We start from the raw sequence: 20,959 nt of genomic DNA on the forward strand, positions 1-20,959 counted from the left end.
CCTGCTACCAGTCGGTAGCAGGGGCGCGCTGTATATGGTCTGGTGAGGTCGCTTAGAGGGGGAGGTAGACGACCTTCTTCGTCTTGAAGAACTCTTCCGAGAAGGTGGGGTAGAGGTCCTGCACCTCGACGATGCGCTTGTAGGGGCGGATCTCCGCCTGTAGCTCACCGCCCTTGAGGCAGATGAGTCCGTTGGGCATGCCGTTGTGCTGCTCGTGGTGGACGAGCTTGCGGGTGAAGCCGACCAGCTCATCGAGGCGCATGACGGCACGGCTGACGACGAAGTCAAACTGCTCCTTCACGTCCTCGCCACGCCCGTGTAGCGTGCGCACGTTCTTCAGCCCGAGGGCTTCGGCGACGGCTGCTGCGACCTTGACCTTCTTCCCGATGCTGTCGACCAGCAGGAACTCGCACTCGGGGAAGAGGATCGCCAAGGGGATACCTGGGAAGCCACCGCCCGTACCGAAGTCGAGGATGTGCGTGCCAGGCTTGAAGCGGATCATCTGGGCGATGCCGAGCGAGTGGAGTACATGGTGCTCATAGAGCGCATCAATATCCTTGCGGGAGATGACGTTGATCTTCGCATTCCAGTCACGGTAGAGGGTGTCGAGCTGGGTGAAGAGCTCGATCTGCTCGGGGGTGAGCTGGGGGAAGTAGCGGGTGATGATGTCGATAGCGGCCATGCGGTCTTAGGGCTGGATATAGTTGAAGATGATGCTCTGTGGGCGGAGGAGCTGACGTACCTCCTCGTAGGGGATGAAGACCTCGATGATCCCGATAGCGAAGGGGGCGATCTCGTAGGGGTTGTACGTATAGGTCATGCCCTTGTCATCGAGGCGGAAGTTATCATTGCTCGTCAGGTCGGCAGCGTAGATGCCGTCCTTGCTCTCCATCTCCTGAGCGCTCTTGCGACCGAACTCCTTGATGAGCGCACGCTGAAGGATCTTGTTCAGCTCGGGGCCATAGCCGTCGATGAAGAGGTCTCCTTCGCTGATGACGTCTTTACTCTTGCGGTCGAAGGTATAATTCCCCGTAGCGGGCAGACCATGGGCAGCCCCAGCAGAGTAGGTGTACACGTCCTTCTGCATCGTGATGATGTGGTTGTCGTGATAGGTGATGTGGTTGGAGAGGGTCATCTCGCTCTTCATATCCTCCAGCTCCTTAGCGGAGAAGCCGAGGGAGTCAGCTCCGAAGAGGTATTCGCTACGCACCTCGCGCAGATAGTGCTCTGTGGCTTCCTTCGGGCTCATGTTCGCATAAGTCTCACCGAAGAACGCACCGCTGACGGCCTTGAGGAGCGCGGAGTCATTCGTCGGGTAGCGGAAGTAGAGCTCTACCTCTACGGACGATCCCTTGCGTGCTACCTGATTGTCGAAGTAGGTCGTGGAGACCACGATGGAGTCCCAGTCTAAGGGGCCATTGGGATCCTGTGTGCCTTCTGCGAGGGTCGAGTCAGCGCTCTGTGCGCTACCACTACGACCAGTACAGCTGGAGAGGGTAGCGCCTACGAGGCATACAAAGAGGAGACAGAGAGAGGTGAGTGTGTAGAGTTGTTTCATTGCCGTAGCTATAGCTTCCTTGGGGGTAGAAGGCGGGGGCGCACCATCAGCGGTGAGCGTCTCGCACTTCGCATCACAAAGATACTTATTTGTTCCTCAGCCTCATTCCCTTTCTCGGAGAGAAAAGCGGGGAGCAGTAGTGGAATGACTGCCGAAGTGCGCGAATAATAGTTGCGGACGAGTAGCAGATAAATTCCGTCTACGTGCGTGGCTCTAAAATCTACGTACGTAGACCTATGGATTTACGTGCTTGGTCGTTAAGACTACGTGCGTGGATAGAGAAAAGCACTATGGGGAGCTGCATTTTTCTTTGCAGGAATACGGCTTTTCTCTCTGCTGAATAAGCAAAATCGCTGTGGTGAGATAAGGTACTACTGTGGGAGGGATGGGGGGTACTGCGTGCGTCAGCTTGGTGTCGGCTCATGGTATGCTCTTGCTGTAGATAGGGCGGGGCGTTAAGATATTTTATATCAGGAAAAAGGGTGTGGCGTAGGGTCGTGAGGGGAGGCTTGTTATATATATTGAAATCTTTATATATTTGTACTACCGAATTACACGCGAATCATAACATATCATCAACTGCACCCTACCAATGAATCACCCACTCGTGCGGAGGTATCGCCACCGAGCTCTGGTCCTTTGGCTGTCTGTCGTTTCGCTGCTCCTATTCATTGGGATCCAGGCGGCATGCTATGTCATTGCTTCACATCCTCGTTGGCTGTTTATTCTCTCCTTCTTTGTTCCGAATCTCATCGCTTTGACGTGGGGCGTACGCCTTGCGGATCGTCGTGGTCTGGAGCGTGGTATCATCCTCCTCGGTGTCGCAGGAGTTAGCTTTTTATTCATGGGCCTTTTTGGTATCGCCTGTCTTTACTTTAGCATCTAATACACCCCTTCCCCCCCTACACATCCCCCCGAGCGAAGTCACGCTCTCTACGCACTGTGCTGTGCCCCAAAGGGGCATGGCAGAGGCTTCGTGCGCCCGCAATCCGTCTGATTGATGTAAATTTGTAGCTCCCATAGGTGGCTCCCTTCACGAGAGGGTGTCCGTCTTAGGGTGCAAAGCAGTCAACAGAATAAACTATATAGATACATTACGAAGTCCACTATTATGGAGTTAGCAACCAAGTACAGCCCCGAGGCTGTGGAGAATAGATGGTATGAGTACTGGATGCAGCACAAGCTCTTCCACTCGACCCCCGATCATCGCCCTGCCTATACCGTCGTCATCCCTCCCCCCAACGTCACGGGTGTGCTGCACATGGGGCACATGCTCAATAATAGTATCCAGGATATCCTCGTGCGTCGTGCACGTCAGCGTGGCTTCAACGCCTGCTGGGTACCTGGTACCGACCACGCCTCTATCGCTACCGAAGCGAAGGTCGTCGGCCGTCTGGCTGCTCAGGGCATCCAGAAGCACGACCTGACGCGCGAAGCCTTCCTCGAGCACGCTTGGGACTGGACGCGCGAGCACGGGGGCATCATCCTCGAGCAGCTTAAGCGCCTCGGTGCTTCCTGCGACTGGGAGCGCACCGCCTTCACCATGGACGATGAGCGTAGCCAGAGCGTCATCGACGTCTTCGTCGACCTCTACCGCAAGGGCCTCATCTACCGCGGCGTGCGTGTCGTGAACTGGGACCCCAAGGCACAGACCGCCCTCAGCGACGAGGAGGTCATCTATCAGGAGCAGCAGGGTAAGCTCTATTACCTGCGCTACTTCGTCGAGGGCGAGGCCGACAAGTATGTCGTCGTCGCTACGACCCGCCCCGAGACCATCATGGGGGACACCGCCGTATGTATCAACCCCAATGACGAGCGCTATCACTTCCTCCGTGGCAAGAAGCTCATCGTGCCTATCGTCGGCCGTGCAGTCCCCGTCATCGAGGACGAGTACGTAGACATCGAGTTCGGTACGGGCTGTCTGAAGGTCACGCCTGCGCACGACGTCAATGACTATATGCTCGGAGAGAAGCACCAGCTCCAGACGATCGATATCTTCCACGACGACGGCACGCTCAACGAGCATGGTGGCGCCTACGCTGGCATGGACCGCTTCGACGTGCGTAAGAAGATCGAGGCTGACCTCATCGCTGCTGGTCTGATGGAGAAGGTCGAGGACTACACAAATAAGGTAGGTCACTCCGAGCGTACCTTCGTGCCCATCGAGCCTAAGCTCTCGATGCAGTGGTTCCTCAAGATGGATGGCCTCGCTAAGCCCGCCCTCGATGCGGTGATGAACGACGAGATCCGTCTGCACCCTGCGAAGTTCAAGAATACCTACCGCCACTGGATGGAGAACATCAAGGACTGGTGCATCAGCCGCCAGCTCTGGTGGGGCCATCGCATCCCAGCCTACTACCTGCCCGATGGTAGCTTCGTCGTCGCTGCAAGTGATGAAGAGGCGCTTCGTCTGGCACAGGAGAAGAACGCTGATCTCACCGCCGCAGACCTGCGCCGTGAGAGCGACTGCCTCGACACCTGGTTCTCCTCTTGGCTATGGCCTATCACGGTCTTTGCTCCCGCACTGAGCGAAGGCAACAAGGAGCTCGAATACTATTACCCCACCTCTGACCTCGTCACGGGGCCAGATATCCTCTTCTTCTGGGTAGCGCGTATGATCATGGCGGGCTACGAATTCCAGGGGAAGAAGCCCTTCGAGAACGTCTACCTCACCGGTATCGTCCGCGACAACCAGGGCCGTAAGATGTCGAAGACCCTCGGTAACTCGCCCGACCCCCTGCTGCTCATCGATAAGTATGGCGCTGACGGCGTGCGTATGGGCCTTATCATGAGCGCCCCCGCTGGGAACGATATCCTCTTCGACGAATCACTCTGCGAGCAGGGTCGTAACTTCTGTAACAAGATCTGGAACGCCTTCCGCCTCGTGAAGGGCTGGACGGGCGAAGCTGCTGCTACGCCTCAGCCCGAGGCTTCGCGTCTGGCCTCCTACTGGATGCGTCAGGTGCTCAACAAGGCGGCTACCGAGCTCGATGACCTCTTCGCTAAGTATCGTATCAGCGAAGCTCTGACCCTCGTCTACAAGCTCATCCGTGACGACTTCTCCTCCGCTTACCTCGAGCTCATCAAGCCTGCCTACGGCTCGCCCATTGACGAGACGACCTGCCGTGAGGCGCTGGACTTCTTCGACGAGATCCTGCGTATCCTCCACCCCTTCATGCCCTTCATCACCGAAGAGCTGTGGCAGAACCTCGCCGAGCGTGCCGATGGCGAGAGCATCATGAACGCTCAGCAGCGCCCTGCCGAGGCCTACGATGAAGCCTTCCTCGCGCGCTTCGCTGCTGCTCAGGAGATCATCACCACCGTACGGAGCCTGCGTACCAGCAAGAACCTCTCGCCCCGCGAAGCCCTTGGCCTCGAGGCAAGCCCCAGCTACCCCACCGAGCTCGATGAAGTCCTCATCAAGATGGCAGGCCTCTCTGCTATCGACCGCAGCGGCGTGCGTAGCGAGGGTGCTGTGACCTTCGTCATCGGGACGGACGAATTCGCCGTGCCTATGGCTGCCTACATCGATGTGGAGGAAGAGCTGAAGAAGCTCCGCGCCGACCTCGAGTATCAGCAGAAGTTCCTCGCTGGCGTAGAGAAGAAGCTGAGCAATGAGAGCTTCGTGAGCAAGGCTCCCGAGGCAGTCATCAGCCTCGAGCGCAAGAAGAAGGCCGACGCTGAGAGCCGTATCGCCACGATCGAGCAGAGCATCCGCCAGCTCTCTGGCAACTAATCCTATCCCGATGCAACCACTGACCGAGCAACCCCAATACTCCTCGCAGGACCATCCCTTGGCTATCCATATCGGGAAGGTGCTGGAGGAGAAGGTGGGTAAGCGCCTCCCCCCATTCGTCCTGCGCCTCCTCGAGCGCATCATCCATCAGCGGGAGATCAATGATGTCCTCTACCGCTATGGGCACCTTGATGGTATGGACTTCCTTGAAGCCCTGATGGGGGAGTTCGCTGTCACGACCGAATGGGTACACCCCGAGCGTCTGCCCGAGTCGGGGCGCTGCATCTTCGTCTGCAACCATCCGCTGGGTGGTATGGACGGCATCTCCCTCTCCTACATGCTGGGGAAGCGCTACGGCGACGTGCGCTACATGGTCACGGACTTCTTGTATTACCTCCGCCCGCTCCAGTCGGTCTTCCTGCCGGTGAATAACCGCCAGGGCTCGCAGGGCCGTGAGTCGATCACGATGCTGCAGGAGGCGATGCGCTCCGATGTGCCTATCGGCACCTTCCCCGCAGGCTCATGCTCACGTATCTTCGACGGCAAGCTGCAGGACCGCCCTTGGCATAAGACCTTCGTCTCGCAGGCCATCGCCAACGAGCGCGACATCGTGCCGCTGCACTACGTCGGGCAGAATAGCCGCCACTTCTACTGGATCTGGCACATCAAGGAGGCGCTGAAGATGAAGTTCGACCCAGGGCAGGCCCTCCTTCCCGATGAGCTCTTCCGTGCTCACGGCAGTCACTTCAAGGTCATCGTCGGGGAGCCGATCTCTTGGCAGAGCCTGCGTGACAGCGGCCTTACGCCTCAGCAGGAGGCTCAGCGTATCCGTGCGCTGAGCTACCAGCTGCGCGATGAGTATGATGCTACACTGACCAAGCGCTGATGTTTATCACACCGATCATCGCCCCTGTCTCTGCGGATCTCATCCGCCAAGAACTCACCCCCGACAAGCTCCTTCGCGCGACGAATAAGGGTGGGAACGAGATCTACGTCTTCCACGCGAGTACGGCTCCCGAGACGATGCGTGAGATCGGGCGCTTGCGCGAAGAGGCCTTCCGCTTCTACGGCGGCGGTACGGGGCGTGACTGCGACGTCGATGAGTTTGACCTCGCCGACGACGGCTATCGTCAGCTCATCGTGTGGGACCCCGCCGAAGGAGCTATCCTCGGTGGCTACCGCTTTATGTTCGGCGATGAGGTACAGATGGACGAAGCCACGGGGCGTCCACGCCTGGCGACGGCAGAGCTCTTTGAGTTCAGTCCCCGCTTCCTCACAGACTACCTTCCCGTGACGATCGAGCTGGGACGCTCCTTCGTCTCTCTGCCTTATCAGTCTACGCGTATGGGTGCTAAGAGCCTCTTCGCGCTGGACAACCTCTGGGATGGCCTCGGTGCGCTGACGGTACTCAATCCCGCGATGAAGTATTTCTACGGCAAGGTCACGATGTATGAGAACTACGATCCCCATGCGCGCAACCTCATCCTCTACTTTCTCGACAAGCACTTTCCCGATCCCGATCACTTAGTTCGCCCCACCGATCCGCTGCCCATCGTCGTCGACGAAGCCGAGATCCGCGAGCTCTTCCCCACGGATGACCGTCTGGAGAGCTACCGTGCGCTGAACAAGGCGGTACGTGAGATCGGGCTGAACATCCCTCCGCTGGTCAATGCCTACATGGCACTCTCGCCCGAGATGCGTGTCTTCGGCACGGCGATCAACGAGGACTTCGGCCATGTCGAGGAGACGGGTATCCTCATCGCTATCGACGAGATCATCCCCGACAAGCGTGTGCGCCATATCGAGACCTTCGACCCCGACAAGGCACAGAGCGATCTGCTATGGACCAACATCTCAAGACGGGTGCGACTGGTGAAGAGTTAGCCTGTCGCTATCTGGAGCGCCACGGCTACTCCATCCTCGAGCGGAACTGGCGCCACCAGCACCGTGAGATCGATATCATCGCCCAGTGGGGTGAGACGCTCGTCATCGCCGAGGTCAAGACGCGCGGCGTCGGGAGCTTCGCCGAAGCTCGCACGACCGTCACCCGAGAGAAGCAAGCCTTCCTCATCTCCGCAGCCAATGCCTACATCCGTCAGCGTGCCCTTGATCTGGAGGTGCGCTACGATATCCTTGCCCTCGATATAGAGGCTGATGGGAGCTACACGATAGAGCATATCCCCTCGGCCTTCTACCTGCAGCTTGCGGGGCATCGTACAGGGCGCAAGTCGGGGCGCCCTCATCGGTAGTCCTTCGCTCATAGATATTCGCTCTCTCTATGCCTCAGCTCCATACTCCCGTCACGCTACCGCCCTCGCCTCCACGCTTGGGCTACGGGCAGCCAGCCCTCAGCTTCGGCTCGTGCTTCAGTGAGCATATCGGCGCTTACCTCCGTGATGGAGGCCTGCAGCTCCAAGTCAATCCCTTAGGCATCCAGTACAATCCCCTCTCGATAGCAGCCGGCATCGAGCGCCTTTTCTTTGGTGAGCCCTTCACCGAAGCGGACCTCTTCGAGCATGGCGGGCTCTACCATTCCTTCCTTCATCATGGGCGCTTCTCTGCCCGAGCAGCGGAGGAAGCCCTTCGTCTGATGAATGCTTCGTACGAAGCGGTGCAGACGGCGCTACCTCAGCTACGCTACCTGCTCCTCACCTACGGCACGGCCTATGTCTACCGCCTTGCGGGTGACGAATATCGCGGAGTAGCGGGTAGGGTAGTGAGCAACTGCCACAAGCTCCCCGAGCGGACGTTCGTCCGTGAGCGTGTGAGCTTAGAGACGCTCCTTCAGACTTGGCGCCCACTCATCGAGCGTCTTCGTGAGCGCTTCCCCGAGCTGACGATCATTCAGACGGTGAGCCCCGTGCGTCATCTACGTGACGGCGCCCACGGCAATGCCCTCAGCAAGGCGACGCTCCTGCTTCTCTCCGAGGCACTCACGGAGCAGTTCCCTGCGACTTGCTTTTATTTCCCCTCTTACGAATTGGTACTCGACGAGCTCCGCGACTACCGCTTCTATGCCGAGGATATGGTGCATCCCTCCCCCTTGGCACAGCGTATCGTCGCCGAGCGCTTCACCACGTGGGCAGTCGACGAAGCGGTGCAGAAGGCTTTGCCCTTAGCGCACCGCCTGCATCAAGAGCTTCGTCACCGCCCCTTACACGCTGAGGGAGCCGAGCATACGGCGCGCCTCGCCGCTCTCCGTGAGCGCATCGCAGCCTTCCGCTCGCAGTACCCCTCCGCTCAGCTTCACGACTTACCCTCATGGATAGATTAGTTTCACCATCCTTCTCTCCCGCTACCCTCGCTACGGCCTTTGCGGTCACGCCGCATCTGTCGCACGACCGAGCTGTGAGCCATATACTCACCGATAGCCGCTCGCTCCTCACGCCCGAGGAGACGCTTTTCTTCGCCATCCGCACGGAGTCGGGTGACGGGCACCGCTATATCGAGTCGCTCTATGAGCGTGGGGTAAGGAGCTTCGTCGTCGAGCAACTCTCGAGCGAGACGGAGGCGAAGTACAGCGGGTGCAACTGGTATGTCGTCAGCTCCTCTATCACGGCACTGCAGGCGCTGGCACGCACGCACCGCGAGCGCTTCCCCCTGCTCCATACGATCGGTATCACGGGGAGCAACGGGAAGACCGTCGTCAAGGAACTGCTCTATCAGCTCCTCTCGCCCTGCTTCCATACGATGCGCTCACCCCGCAGCTATAATTCGCAGATCGGCGTACCGCTCTCTGTGCTGAGTATCACGGCTACGGACGAAGTCGCCCTCATCGAAGCGGGGATCTCCCGCCCTGGTGAGATGGCTGCGCTGGAGGAAGTCATCGCGCCTCAGCTCGGTGTCTTCACCTCGCTCGGTAGCGCACATCAGGAGGGCTTCGCCTCGCTGGAGGAGAAGCTGGAGGAGAAGCTCCGCCTCTTCGAGCGCTCTACCTCGCTCTTCTACAGCCTCGATACGCCCTTGGTCGCTGAGGCGATGCGTGAGCGCTTCCCCACGAAGTCCCACTACACTTGGAGTCATCAGGACCCTGCCGCCACGGTCTACGTCCGCACGACCGAGACGACGAGCACCACGACAGCGCTCGTCTGCGTGGTGGCTGGCGAAGAATATCCGCTGACTGTCCCCTTCACCGATGCCGCCTACCTTGAGGATGTCGCCTGCTGTCTGACTCTCGTGGCGGCTCTCGCTCCCCAGCTCCTCGCTGTGCCCGAAGCGTGGCGCGCCCTCACGAGCATCTCGATGCGTCTGGAGGTCAAGGACGGCTTGCAGGGTAATACCCTCATCGATGACGCCTACAGCTGCGACCTGCAGTCGCTCTCTATCGCGCTGGACTTCCTGCGCCGTCGTGCTTCGGCTACAGGCGCTCGCCCCGTGCTCCTGCTCTCCGATATCGAGGGGAGCGGACGGAGTGATGCCGACCTCTATGCCGAGGTCGCAGGCCTTGTCAAGAGCTATGGCGTGGACGAAGTCTTCGCTGTCGGTGAGCATCTCACGGCTTCGGCTGCACTCTTTGACGCTAGGCATACGCACTTCTTCGCGACGACGAGCGAGCTTTTAGCTTCGCCCCTCCTGTCGCGTCTGCACGACTCCTGCATCCTCATCAAGGGCGCACGCCGCTTCGCCCTCGACCAAGTCTACCGCCGTCTCTCCTCCCGTGAGCATCAGACGGTGCTGGATATCGACCTTAGCGCTGTCGTGCACAACCTCAATCACTACCGCTCGCTCTTGCCGCCCGAACATCCGCTCATCTGTATGATCAAGGCCGATGGCTACGGGACGGGCGCCTTCGAGCTGGCGCGCACGCTCCAGGAGCACCGTGTCGACTACCTTGCCGTAGCTGTGGCGGACGAAGGACGTGAGCTGCGTGACAAGGGCATCCGCACGCACATCATGATCATGAACCCCGAGCTGTCGGTGGCAGATACCCTCTTCTCGCACCGCCTCGAGCCCGAGGTCTATAGTATGGAGCTTCTCGAGGGGCTGTGCGAACGTGCACGCATCGCAGGTATCACCGCCTTCCCTATCCATCTCAAGGTCGATAGCGGCATGCACCGCTTGGGCTTTGCACCTGCCGACCTCCCTGAGGTAGGAGCTTACCTCCGTGAGCATCCCGAGCTGCGTGTCAGCTCGGTCTTCTCGCATCTGGCCGCTGCCGACGAGCCTGACAAGCGTGACTTCACCGAGCGTCAGGCGAAGACCTTCATCGCCGCTACCGAAGCCCTTACGGCTGCCCTCGGCTACCAGCCGAAGCGTCACCTGCTGAATACGGCAGGTATCGAGCGCTTCCCCGAATACGCTCTGGATATGGCACGCCTCGGCATCGGCCTCTATGGGGTGAGTGCTACGGGGCGCCCTGGGGTAGAGCCTATCGCTCGCCTGACGACCGTCCTTCTGCAGATCCGTGAGCTCCCCGCAGGCGAAGCTATCGGCTATGGCTGTCGTGGCATCACCTCCCGCCCCTCACGCATCGCGGTCATCCCTATCGGTTATGCCGACGGCTTCTCGCGCCGTCTGAGCCGTGGTGCCTATTCGGTGCTCCTGCACGGCCGCCTGTGCCCGACCATCGGCAATGTCTGTATGGATGCCTGTATGATCGATATCACCGACGTCCCCGAAGCACGGGTGGGGGACGAAGTCCTTATCTTCGGTGGCGAAGAGCGCCCCATCACGGTGCTTGCCGAAGCCTGCGACACGATCCCCTACGAGATCCTCACGACCCTCTCGACGCGCATCCAGCGTCGCTACTGGCGCGAGTAAGTCTGCACCCCATATATTAAGTATCTGCCCCACGGCTCGTCACTTAAGTGACCTGCCGTGGGGCTTACTTTTCTCCATCATCGGGGGAGAGGGGGGACGATGTATGGGGGAGGGTCGTGTGAACCTATATTGATCGCATCACCAACCTATATAGGATGGCGAAGAAAACTATATAGCTTTGCGAAGTGACCTATACGTAGGTTGTTGCTCCGCGTAGGGGATAAAAGTTGCGGACGAGTGGCAGAAAAGTTTGGACTACGTACGTGGCTCTAATATCTACGTACGTGGATATTTGGGTTTGCGTGCCTGGTCTTTAAGACTACGTGCCTAGACAGAGGAAGACCACTACGTGAAGGCACTTTTTTCTTCACGAGAACGATGCTTTTCCCTCCGCTGGATAAAGGGGAATACGAGCGATAAGGCGAAGGGCTTGCGTGTCACTTTGGAGAGGTCTGTCGGGGATTGTTTGACGAGTTTGCGGCTGGTGTCTTGTGTAATTCAAATGTTTGCACTACCTTTGCACCCGTTCTGAAAACGCTCCCACGCACCAAGGTGGTGAGCCGAACAAGGGAAAATGACTCTGTAGCTCAGTTGGTAGAGCAAGTGACTCTTAATCACTGGGTCGTGAGTTCGAGCCTCACCGGGGTCACCAAGAGAGCGGGTACTACATCTCAGTAGTACCCGCTCTCGTTGTATAATCGTAGGTACTGTGGAATGTCTGCAGCAAAAATAAGGTCGTTAAAGATTGGACTGATGAGCGAAGTGAGAATTACATCAGACTCCCCTGGATTCTTGATGGTTAGTGATATTGCTGAAGAACAGGGGGCTTTCACCTCGGTGTTGAATGCCAAGTATCCTCAGCTGGATTTTGATTTTGGTTTCTGCTTTAGAGTATTGGATACCTTGAGTGGCATCCGCTCCAGAGTGCGCTTCGATAAAGAAGATCGTATTCTGGAGCTTGACTTGATGATGCCAGAGGAGGACTTTCTTCCCTACAAGCAGAATAAGACGATGCAGCGGTTGATCATGGGGCGATACTTCTTCCCCTTTTTCTGTGATAAGGTCAGGGGATATAAGCGTAAGTTACCCGCCTTGTCTCCCGTCTTAGAGGAGGTGATTGCAGATATGGAGGCGTTCTTGATCGAGCATCTATGGCTGCCTGATGAGGATGGTCATCTGAGGCTGTCTGTCATCGAGGACTACACGTATGAGCAGACGATCCAGCAGTTTGGTCCACCCAGTCTCAAGGAGTTCACAGAGGTTGACGGTGTCAAGGTGTAGGACTTACGCTGGGCTATCGATGCAGAGACCACATTGTCCGCTCAGTACAAACTCATCGATCGGACTTGGAGCCTTGAGCGATGGGAGCGCTTGTAAATCTTTGATGCCAATGCTCCCATGGGGCGAATCCCGAATGGAGTGCTACGTCATAGTAGTACCCGCTCTCGCTGTATAGGGCCCTGCCGCAGCGCGGTAGGTATCAGCCTATATAGCTATCTTTGTAGGCATTGTAGTGTGTCCTGATCCTTCGTGGCGGGTCGCACATCTAATAGAGATATACATGAATTGGAAGCAATTTAACCGAGCAAATAACCTCCTGGGCTGGGCGATCTTCGCAGTCGCTACGCTCACCTATCTGCTCACGATCGGCTCCTCAGCGAGCCTGTGGGACTGTGCGGAGTTCATCGCTTGTGACTACAAGCTCGAGATCGGGCACCCTCCTGGCGCGCCCTTCTACATGCTGGTCTATAATGTGATCTCGCATCTGGGTGGTAGCCCTGAGCGTGCGGCACTAATGACCAATGCCACGAGTGCTGTGCTGAGTGGCCTCACGATCCTCTTCCTCTTCTGGACGATCACCCATATGGTGCGCCGTGTGCTGACGCCTCGCGCGCATCTCGGCAAGCAGGGCTTTGAGCCTGCTGGTGAGGTGATGACGATGGGGCAGGCTATAGCTATCCTCGGCTCAGGTCTGGTGGGTAGCTTGGTGTACACGTTCTCCGACTCCTTCTGGTTCAGCGCTGTCGAGGCGGAGGTGTATGCCTTCAGCTCGCTCTTTACAGCGGTGGTCTTCTGGCTGATCTTTAAGTGGGAGGAGCGCAGCGAGTACGAGCGCTCGGACCGCTGGCTGGTGCTGATCGCCTATCTGATGGGTCTCAGTATCGGGGTGCATCTGCTGAACCTGCTCTGTCTGCCCGCCATGGCGCTGGTCTACTACTACCGCCGTGCCACGACACCCACGCTCAAGGGTAGCGCTCTGGCGCTCCTCGGCTCCTTCGCTCTCGTCGGGCTGATGATGTACGGGGTCGTGCAGGGTGTGCCTAAGCTCGCAGGGAAGTGGGATATGTTCTTCGTCAATACCTGCGGCCTCAGCTACAACCAAGGGCTGTATATCTACCTCGCGGTACTCGTCGCCGTCCTCATCTGGGGTGTCTACGAAGCCGACCGTGCGGTGCAGGATCCCAAGCTCCTCGGCTCACATCGCTTCCGTATCTCTATCGCTCTGTCGCTGATCTTGATGGGGATCCCCCTCATCGGGAATGGTATCGTCGCCCTCGCACTGGCGGCAGGTATCATTGCCTTCTTCTACCTATATAAGGGGCTTCGCGCACGTGCCGTCCAGACGGTACAGATGTCGCTCGTGGCTATCGCTATGGGCTTCTCCTCCTACGGGGTGATCCTCGTGCGTGCGGTGGCTGACCCTCCGATGAATGAGAATGCACCTGCTGATGCCTTCTCGCTCCGCTACTATCTGGCGCGTGAGCAGTATGGCTCGGCTCCGCTCTTCTACGGCCCTACCTTCGCGTCGCCCTATAAGTATGGCGCCGACGGACGTCCTGAGTTCGACGAAGGTGAGCCTACCTACGGCCGTGTCGATAAGGCTCAGCCTTCTGACCCCGACCGCTATGTAGCACGTGCTCCCAAGGATGAGCCCGTCTATGAGGGCTCGAGTATGATGCTCTTCCCCCGTGTCTATGACCGTGGTCACGCACAGATGTACAATACGTGGATGGGGCGTGCTGCCGATGATATGTCGCAGCCTACCTTCGGGGACAACCTCACCTACTTCTTCAACTACCAGCTGACCTACATGTACTGGCGCTACTTCATGTGGAACTTCGCCGGACGCCAGAATGACCTTCAGGGTGACGGTGGCCTCCTGCGTGGTGGCGCTGCTACGGGTATTCCCTTCGTCGATAGCTTCTTCTACGGGGATAGCGATACGCACCCCGAGGATATGACCGCCAATAAGGGGCACAATGTCTACTACGCCCTCCCGCTGATCCTCGGGCTCATCGGCCTCTTCTTCCAGATCGGTCGCGGGCGTCGTGGTGTGGAGAGCTTCTGGGTGACCTTCATGCTCTTCTTCATGACGGGTATCGCCATCGTGCTTTACCTCAACCAGTATCCTGGTCAGCCTCGTGAGCGTGACTACGCTTATGTGGGATCGTTCTACGCCTTCGCTATCTGGGTGGGCTTCGGTGTGGCTGCTATCGCTACGACCGCCAGCCGCTACCTCTCCAAGCAGCCTGCGAAGAAGACCAGTGATGAGGACGCACCTGTCACCATCTCTACGGCTGCTGCAGGTGTCGCTTCGCTGGTGCTCCTGCTCATCCCCATACAGATGGCAGGGCAGAACTGGGATGACCACGACCGATCGGGTCGTACCGTCGCCAGCGACATGGGCCGCAACTACCTCGAGAGCTGTGAGCCGAATGCCATCCTCTTCTGCTACGGCGACAACGATACCTTCCCCCTCTGGTACGCACAGGAAGTCGAGGGCATCCGCACGGACGTCCGCACCGTCAACCTCTCCTATCTCTCGGGTGACTGGTACATCGACCAGATGAAGAAGCAGGCCTACGAAGGCAAGCCTCTGCCCATCGGTCTCCTGCCCAAGTCCTATTATTACTACAACAACTACGCTCTCGTGAGTCCCAATGGCGGTGAGCGTCTGAGCGTCGAGGAGGCTTATAAGGCACTCCAGGGTCATGGCCCTGGTTCGCCTGCTATGTTGCCCTCGCCCGACCTCTACGTCGCCGTCGACTCGGCTGCTGTCGCTCAGCGCATCGCGAAGAGCTTCCCCGCACTCGCGGGGCATATCACTCCCGACTTCTCCCTGAGCCTGCACGGCCGTCAGTTCCTCGATATCGGTGGCCTCAGCGTCCTCGACCTCATCGCGGGCAATAAGTGGGAGCGTCCTATCTACTGGGCGATCACCTCGCCCCGCAATGCCTTCAATGGAATGACCGCCAGCATGGTGCAGACGGGTATGGCTTCGCAGCTCCTCCCGCTCGCTCCACGTGTCGACAGCACGGGCCGTGCTATCGACTACGGCATCGGCAATCTGGATCGTATGTACGAGACGGTGATGACGAAGTTCCGCTGGTGCGGTGCTGATCGCCCGGGTACGTACTTCGATGAGAACGCCCGTGGCATCGTATCGACCCTGCGCAATCAGATCTTCACGCCTCTGGCGAATGGTTATCTCGAGCGTGGCGATAAGCAGAAGGCACAGGCCATACTGAAGAAGTGTCTCTCCGTCATCCTCGAGGAGAACGTCCCCTATGAGACGAGCGCACTCTACTTCGCTGATGCCCTCTATCGTGCCGATATGCGTGCTGAGGCTGACCACGTGCTGCAGGCTATCGCCCGCCGTGCGCTGAGTACGCTGACCTGGGCGGTACAGCTCCCCGCTGAGAAGCTCGAGGAGGTCTCGCGCCACGGTGAGCTGCAGGAGGCTTATACGGCTATCTCTTACGCTCTCGACTTCGCTAAGGACTACAACTCGCAGGCGCTCTCCCGCTATGAGCAGGAGATCGCAACGCTGCTCCGCCGTCTGGGCGTAGCTCAGTAGTCCGCTCTTCCGCCGATGATCGAGCGCATCCTCTGTCGGGTACCTATGTGGTACCGCATGCTCGTGCCTGGAGCGCGCTGGCGTATCCCCGCGCTCAAGGGCAAGAGTATCTACCTTACCTTCGATGATGGTCCGATACCCGAGGTCACACCTTGGGTATTGGATCAGCTCGATGAGTTAGGGATCAAGGCCACGTTCTTCTGCGTGGCGGACAATGTGCGACGCTACCCCGAGCTCTTCGAGGAGATACGTCGCCGTGGTCACATGGTAGGCAATCACACCTATCATCATATCCAGGGTATCTTCTACTCGACGAAGGAGTACATGCGCGATGTGTATGACGCGCATGAGCTCATCCACTCACGCTACTTCCGTCCGCCGCATGGGCACCTACGCTTCTCGCAGAATAGGGAGCTTAGTCATAGCTTCGAGATCGTGATGTGGGATGTCGTGACACGTGACTACAATGCCGAGCTCAGCCCGGAGACCATCGTCGGCTACGTGAAGCGCTATGCGCGCAACGGCTCGATCATCGTCTTCCACGACTCGCTCAAGGCGGAGAAGAATATGCGCGTAGCGATGCCCGAAGCCGTGCGCTGGCTCCAGAGTGAGGGCTATCACTTCCTGCGTATCGGCGATGCCCCTTGATATATAGCATGGGATGAAGATCGTAGAAGGTCTTGGTAAGGGTATAAAAAAAGCGGAGCTGACTTCCCAGCCAGCTCCAACCTATTAACCAAAACCTTAACTATGAAAAATCTTACATTTTCATTGCAAATATACAGATAAATATATTATCTCCAACTGCGGGAGAAGTCCCTTCTTAAGAAGGTCTACGCACCTCCCACCATCACTTAAGCAATTCATATAGTTCATGACCAAGATCGAGCCCGCCCAGAGCGCTCAGCCTTCGACCGCCACCGCCCGCCGCGTCTATATAGAGACCTATGGCTGCCAGATGAATGTCGCCGACAGCGAAGTCGTCGCATCCATCATGCAGATGGACGGCTTTCACCTGACCGAAGACCCTGAGTTGGCCGATGCTATCTTCCTCAATACCTGCTCTGTGCGCGACAATGCCGAGCAGAAAGTCCTCAACCGCATCGCTTACTATCACTCCATCCGCCGCAAGAAGCGCCGCCGTATCATCATCGGCGTCCTCGGCTGTATGGCGGAGCGTGCTAAGGGGGAGCTGATCGAGAAGCACCACGTCGACCTCGTCGTCGGCCCCGATAGCTACCTCGACCTGCCGAATCTCGTCGGTGCTGTCGAGCGCGGGGAAAAGGCGATCAACGTACAGCTCTCCACCACCGAGACCTACAAGGATGTCCTCCCGCTGAAGATCGGCGGGCTCAACCTCTCGGGCTTCGTCTCCATCATGCGTGGGTGCAATAACTTCTGCTCCTACTGCATCGTGCCCTACACCCGTGGCCGCGAGCGTAGCCGTGAGCTGGAGAGCATCATCCGTGAGGTGAAGGACCTCGAGGCCAAGGGCTATCGTGAGATCACGCTGCTTGGGCAGAATGTGAATTCTTACCGCTTTGTGGATGGGGACCGCACGTATGACTTCGGTGACCTCCTCGAGCAGGTCGCCCTCGCTGTGCCTAAGATCCGTATCCGCTTCACCTCGCCTCACCCCAAGGATATGGACGACAAGGCTATCGCTATGATGGCGAAGTACCCGAATATCTGCAAGCATATCCACCTGCCAGCGCAGTCGGGCAACGACCGCATCCTCAAGCTCATGAAGCGCAACTACACCCGTGAGTGGTACCTCGAGCGTGTCGCAGCTATCCGCCGTGCTATGCCCGACTGCGCCATCACGTCGGATATCTTCTGCGGCTTCCACGACGAGAGCGAGGAGGACTTCCAGGATACGCTGAGCCTCATGCGTGAGGTGGTCTATGACAATGCCTTCCTCTTTAAGTACTCCGAGCGCCCCGGGACGTATGCTGCCAAGTACCTCATCGACAACATCCCCGAGGAGGAGAAGATCCGCCGCCTCAACGAGATGATCGAGCTGCAGACCCAGCTCTCGCTCGAGAGCAACCTGCGTGACGTGGGGAAGACCTTCGAGGTCCTCATCGAGGGCTTCAGCAAGCGCTCCCGCGAACAGCTCTTCGGCCGTAACCAGCAGAATAAGGTCGTCGTCTTCGACAAGCAAGGCTACCGCGTCGGTCAGTACGTGGACGTACGCATCGAGTCCGCCACGGCAGCGACCCTCATCGGGAAGCCCGTGTGCCCTGCCGAAGGCTATACGCCCGAAGCCGAGTAAGCGCCTCCAGCTTCTCCACGAAGCAAAGAATCAAGCATCGCCCCCACAGATTCCGCTGAATCTGTGGGGGCGATGTCGCTTTACTTCCGTAGTGCAAGCGGCTTTGCTTGACTATTCGGATTTCTCCCAATGCGCGAAGGAACACTTCCCACGCACCTCGTGGAAAACTGCATACCACTACAGAGAAACCCTTGTCTACGTACGTGGTCGTTAAATCTACGTACGTCGATCATAGGATTTACGTGCATAGACTTTATGACCACGTACGTGGACGGAGGATTAGGCGTAGTCGTGGACAGCTTTTCTTCGGCTCTATGGCAAGAAGTCCTGTGCTTGTTTGTAGTCGAGTGACAGCAGGAATGGACAGCGTCGCCGTAGGGAGTGGACGCCTTTGCTAAATGCGAAAAAAGGCGTTCCTTTGGAGAGTAAACCGATTACTAACCCTTTAGCACGATGGTAAGCGATGAGTAGAATCCTCCTAATGGTCGCCTATACGACCCTCGCCTGGCTACTCTTCTTTGCAGATGCCCAGGATGTGGCGTCGATGAATCCACTGCAAAGTCTTCTCGTTCTGGTAGTCCTTGTCATAGGCATCCCTAAGGCCGCGCTCCTGACCCAGCGTTTCCTTCAGCGCCTTGGCAAAGAATGGACAGCGTATAGGAATGGCTAAATAGCCGCCCAAAAGAAACAGCTTCGCCCCACATTGTCCCGACACAATGTGGGGCGAAGTGCATAAGGCATTACAAGACGGCTGGCTACTGCCTGCTTTGCTCGAGAGGCATATAGTAGTACGGATAATATCGCTATGTTTGCGGTCGATATTTATTCGCCTGGGGCGCCTACCGCACCTGGGCGATGATACAAGGTCGTATGATGAGCGTCCTATGAATACAATGAAGCCGACAGATCCATCTCCAGAGCCCCTTGATGCCCTTGCGGTAGGGCGGAAGGTCCTGACATACTTGGCTGAGAGCCCAGAGCCCTCCCCGCGCGTATGGGAGTGCTATAGCCGTGAGCAGGTGAAGCTGGAGATGCAGGCACGCTTTTGTCGGCAAGAAATGTCCCGAGAGGAGGCGGATCGCTTGCGGTCCTACCCATACGCTGGGACTACCTTGTCCTATCCCTTCCCCAATCAAGGTATTACTGAGCTTTGCGGCCCTGCAGCTATTGCCTACGATCTGATGCTCACGGATCCTGTGGCTTATATATCCGCTATGCTCTCCCTCTACGAGACGGGGATATGTGCTGTCGGGGACCTCTATCTGCAGGCAAGCAAGGGACTGCGAGGGAGTTCCCGTGAAGGGATCTCGGGCATTGACTGGATGTTCTTAGGCGCGATGCGAGAGGGGCGGAATATGCTCTTCGGGGTGGATGGCAAGGCTGGGCCGTTAGCGCTATTTAGTCCGCCGAAGGATATGCTGTATTGGCTGAGGAGCATCTACCCGCACGAGCGCTTTGTCCAGAGGTTGAGCTTCGTGGGCTGGGGCTCTGAGAGGGCGCATCGCAAAGCCATCATCGAAGCGCTGAGGAAGCCGACCCGATCGTTTCTGCTCATTGACTCGAAGCTGATCAAGGCGGACTCCAAGGGCAACCGCATCGCCCGCCTTCATTGGATCGTCATCAAGCCCGGGACGACGGTATGGTCAGAAGATGGGGAGCGTGTATCGTTCACCTACTTTACTTGGGGAGCCGAGCGGGTAGGGCACTTCCGTATGAAGGACCTTATCAAGTATCTATACGTCACGATCGTGAGGGAGTAGCCTTCACCCAATGATATACACGCCACGAGGCTGGAGAGCATCAGCTCTCCAGCCTCGTGGCTATTCGTATGTCGGGGTGAGGTGGTATGCTACGACCTCGCTCTGCGATTGCGGGGGTGATAGCGCTCGACCTGCTCGCGGAGCTTGGTGCGGTCGATGTGGGTGTAGATCTCCGTCGTCGCTACATCCTCGTGGCCGAGGAGGAGCTGAATAGCTTGGAGGTTCGCACCGCCCTCGAGGAGCGCTGTGGCGAAGCTGTGACGGAAGGTGTGGGGGCTGATCTTCTTGTCTACGCCTGCCATCTCGGCGGCTTCGCGCACCATGACGAAGACCGTGATGCGGGAGATGGCTTGCCCACGACGGCTGAGGAAGACGTAGTCCTCTTGCCCACGCTTTGGGGTGGCACGGTCGGGATCACGGAGGTAGCGGGTGACCTCGGCGATGGCGGAGTCACTCAGCGGGACGAGACGCTGCTTGCTCCCCTTGCCTTGTACGCGCAGATAGCCCTCGTCGAGGAAGAGGTCGGGGAAGGTCAGGTGGCACAGCTCGCTCACACGCAGCCCGCAGCTGAAGAGCACCTCGATGATGGCACGATTGCGCTGGCCCTCGACACCGCCCTTGCTCCCTGCGGCCTCGATGATGCGGTCGACCTCGGCAGTCGTCAGCACGGTGGGGAGATAGCGCCCCTTGCGTGGCACCTCGAGGAGTGCCGTGGGGTCGCTATCTACATAGCCCTCGAGGAGGAGATAGCGCCCGAAGGAGCGGATACCCGAGATGATGCGTGAGATGGACGTCGGGCCGATGCCCAGATCATGGAGCGTGGCGATGAAGTGCTGCAGTCGTGGATAGTCGATGGCTTCGATGCTGAGCCCTTCGACGTCCATGTAGCTGAGGAGCTTATCGACGTCGCTGAGGTAAGCCTCACACGTATTCTCAGAGAGGCCGAGCTCGAAGCGTAGGTGCGAGAGGAACTGCGTGCGTATATCGTCAGGGAGCATTCAAAAAGTGAGAA

General features: G+C 58.1%; 15 protein-coding genes and 1 tRNA gene. 13 read left to right on the forward strand and 3 right to left on the reverse strand.

What is annotated here, in order from left to right:
- Positions 1 to 52: 52 nt before the first annotated feature.
- Together rsmG and HMPREF1323_RS02960 are read right to left on the reverse strand one after the other, a co-directional pair.
- Complete coding sequence (gene rsmG / locus HMPREF1323_RS02955; RefSeq protein WP_009432699.1) at positions 53 to 682, reverse strand: 16S rRNA (guanine(527)-N(7))-methyltransferase RsmG; 630 nt, start codon at positions 680 to 682, stop codon at positions 53 to 55.
- Positions 683 to 688: 6 nt separating this feature from the next.
- Entirely contained in the window at positions 689 to 1,558 is an 870-nt protein-coding gene (locus HMPREF1323_RS02960; RefSeq protein WP_009432723.1) for an RsiV family protein, read from the reverse strand.
- A 592-nt stretch (positions 1,559 to 2,150) separates the two neighbouring features.
- Between HMPREF1323_RS02960 and HMPREF1323_RS02965 the strand changes: the two genes are divergently transcribed.
- The 13 genes from HMPREF1323_RS02965 to HMPREF1323_RS03030 all read left to right on the forward strand — a co-directional run bounded on the left by HMPREF1323_RS02965 (position 2,151) and on the right by HMPREF1323_RS03030 (position 19,947).
- Positions 2,151 to 2,444 (forward strand): hypothetical protein, encoded by a 294-nt coding sequence (locus HMPREF1323_RS02965; RefSeq protein ID WP_044123961.1) that lies wholly within the window; start codon positions 2,151 to 2,153, stop codon positions 2,442 to 2,444.
- A gap of 225 nt (positions 2,445 to 2,669) precedes the next feature.
- A complete protein-coding gene (locus tag HMPREF1323_RS02970) occupies positions 2,670 to 5,294 on the forward strand; it encodes a valine--tRNA ligase (protein ID WP_009432779.1) in 2,625 nt (874 codons plus the stop codon).
- A 10-nt stretch (positions 5,295 to 5,304) separates the two neighbouring features.
- Complete coding sequence (locus HMPREF1323_RS02975) at positions 5,305 to 6,180, forward strand: 1-acyl-sn-glycerol-3-phosphate acyltransferase (RefSeq protein ID WP_009432703.1); 876 nt, start codon at positions 5,305 to 5,307, stop codon at positions 6,178 to 6,180.
- A complete protein-coding gene (locus HMPREF1323_RS02980; protein ID WP_009432698.1) occupies positions 6,180 to 7,178 on the forward strand; it encodes a GNAT family N-acetyltransferase in 999 nt (332 codons plus the stop codon). The genes HMPREF1323_RS02975 and HMPREF1323_RS02980 overlap by 1 nt, the downstream gene beginning before the upstream one ends.
- Positions 7,136 to 7,543: a YraN family protein gene (locus HMPREF1323_RS09070; protein ID WP_009432765.1), complete on the forward strand. Its 408-nt coding sequence runs from the start codon at positions 7,136 to 7,138 to the stop codon at positions 7,541 to 7,543. Before HMPREF1323_RS02980 ends, HMPREF1323_RS09070 begins: the two co-directional genes overlap by 43 nt.
- 29 nt (positions 7,544 to 7,572) lie before the next feature.
- The gene (locus tag HMPREF1323_RS02990; RefSeq protein WP_009432727.1) at positions 7,573 to 8,568 is read left to right on the forward strand and encodes a GSCFA domain-containing protein; all 996 of its coding nucleotides are present in this window, start codon (positions 7,573 to 7,575) and stop codon (positions 8,566 to 8,568) included.
- On the forward strand, positions 8,556 to 11,054 hold the full coding sequence (locus tag HMPREF1323_RS02995; protein WP_009432770.1) for a bifunctional UDP-N-acetylmuramoyl-tripeptide:D-alanyl-D-alanine ligase/alanine racemase: 2,499 nt from the start codon (positions 8,556 to 8,558) through the stop codon (positions 11,052 to 11,054). Before HMPREF1323_RS02990 ends, HMPREF1323_RS02995 begins: the two co-directional genes overlap by 13 nt.
- 576 nt (positions 11,055 to 11,630) lie before the next feature.
- A tRNA-Lys gene (locus tag HMPREF1323_RS03000) sits at positions 11,631 to 11,706 on the forward strand.
- 101 nt (positions 11,707 to 11,807) lie between these two features.
- A complete protein-coding gene (locus tag HMPREF1323_RS03005; RefSeq protein WP_156795187.1) occupies positions 11,808 to 12,335 on the forward strand; it encodes a hypothetical protein in 528 nt (175 codons plus the stop codon).
- 280 nt (positions 12,336 to 12,615) lie between these two features.
- Positions 12,616 to 15,912 (forward strand): glycosyltransferase family 117 protein, encoded by a 3,297-nt coding sequence (locus tag HMPREF1323_RS03010; protein ID WP_009432760.1) that lies wholly within the window; start codon positions 12,616 to 12,618, stop codon positions 15,910 to 15,912.
- 15 nt (positions 15,913 to 15,927) lie between these two features.
- Positions 15,928 to 16,560: a polysaccharide deacetylase family protein gene (locus HMPREF1323_RS03015; RefSeq protein WP_009432691.1), complete on the forward strand. Its 633-nt coding sequence runs from the start codon at positions 15,928 to 15,930 to the stop codon at positions 16,558 to 16,560.
- A gap of 226 nt (positions 16,561 to 16,786) precedes the next feature.
- Positions 16,787 to 18,187, forward strand: coding sequence for a tRNA (N6-isopentenyl adenosine(37)-C2)-methylthiotransferase MiaB (miaB, locus tag HMPREF1323_RS03020; RefSeq protein WP_009432792.1), 1,401 nt, complete (start codon positions 16,787 to 16,789; stop codon positions 18,185 to 18,187).
- Positions 18,188 to 19,071: 884 nt separating this feature from the next.
- Positions 19,072 to 19,947 (forward strand): hypothetical protein, encoded by an 876-nt coding sequence (locus HMPREF1323_RS03030; RefSeq protein WP_009432764.1) that lies wholly within the window; start codon positions 19,072 to 19,074, stop codon positions 19,945 to 19,947.
- An 89-nt stretch (positions 19,948 to 20,036) separates the two neighbouring features.
- On the opposite strand, the gene HMPREF1323_RS03035 is transcribed toward HMPREF1323_RS03030, so the two are convergent.
- Entirely contained in the window at positions 20,037 to 20,945 is a 909-nt protein-coding gene (locus tag HMPREF1323_RS03035) for a site-specific tyrosine recombinase (RefSeq protein ID WP_009432807.1), read from the reverse strand.
- Between the last annotated feature and the right edge of the window lie 14 nt (positions 20,946 to 20,959).

This window comes from Porphyromonas sp. oral taxon 279 str. F0450 (assembly GCF_000292995.1).
GTDB lineage: Bacteria > Bacteroidota > Bacteroidia > Bacteroidales > Porphyromonadaceae > Porphyromonas > Porphyromonas pasteri.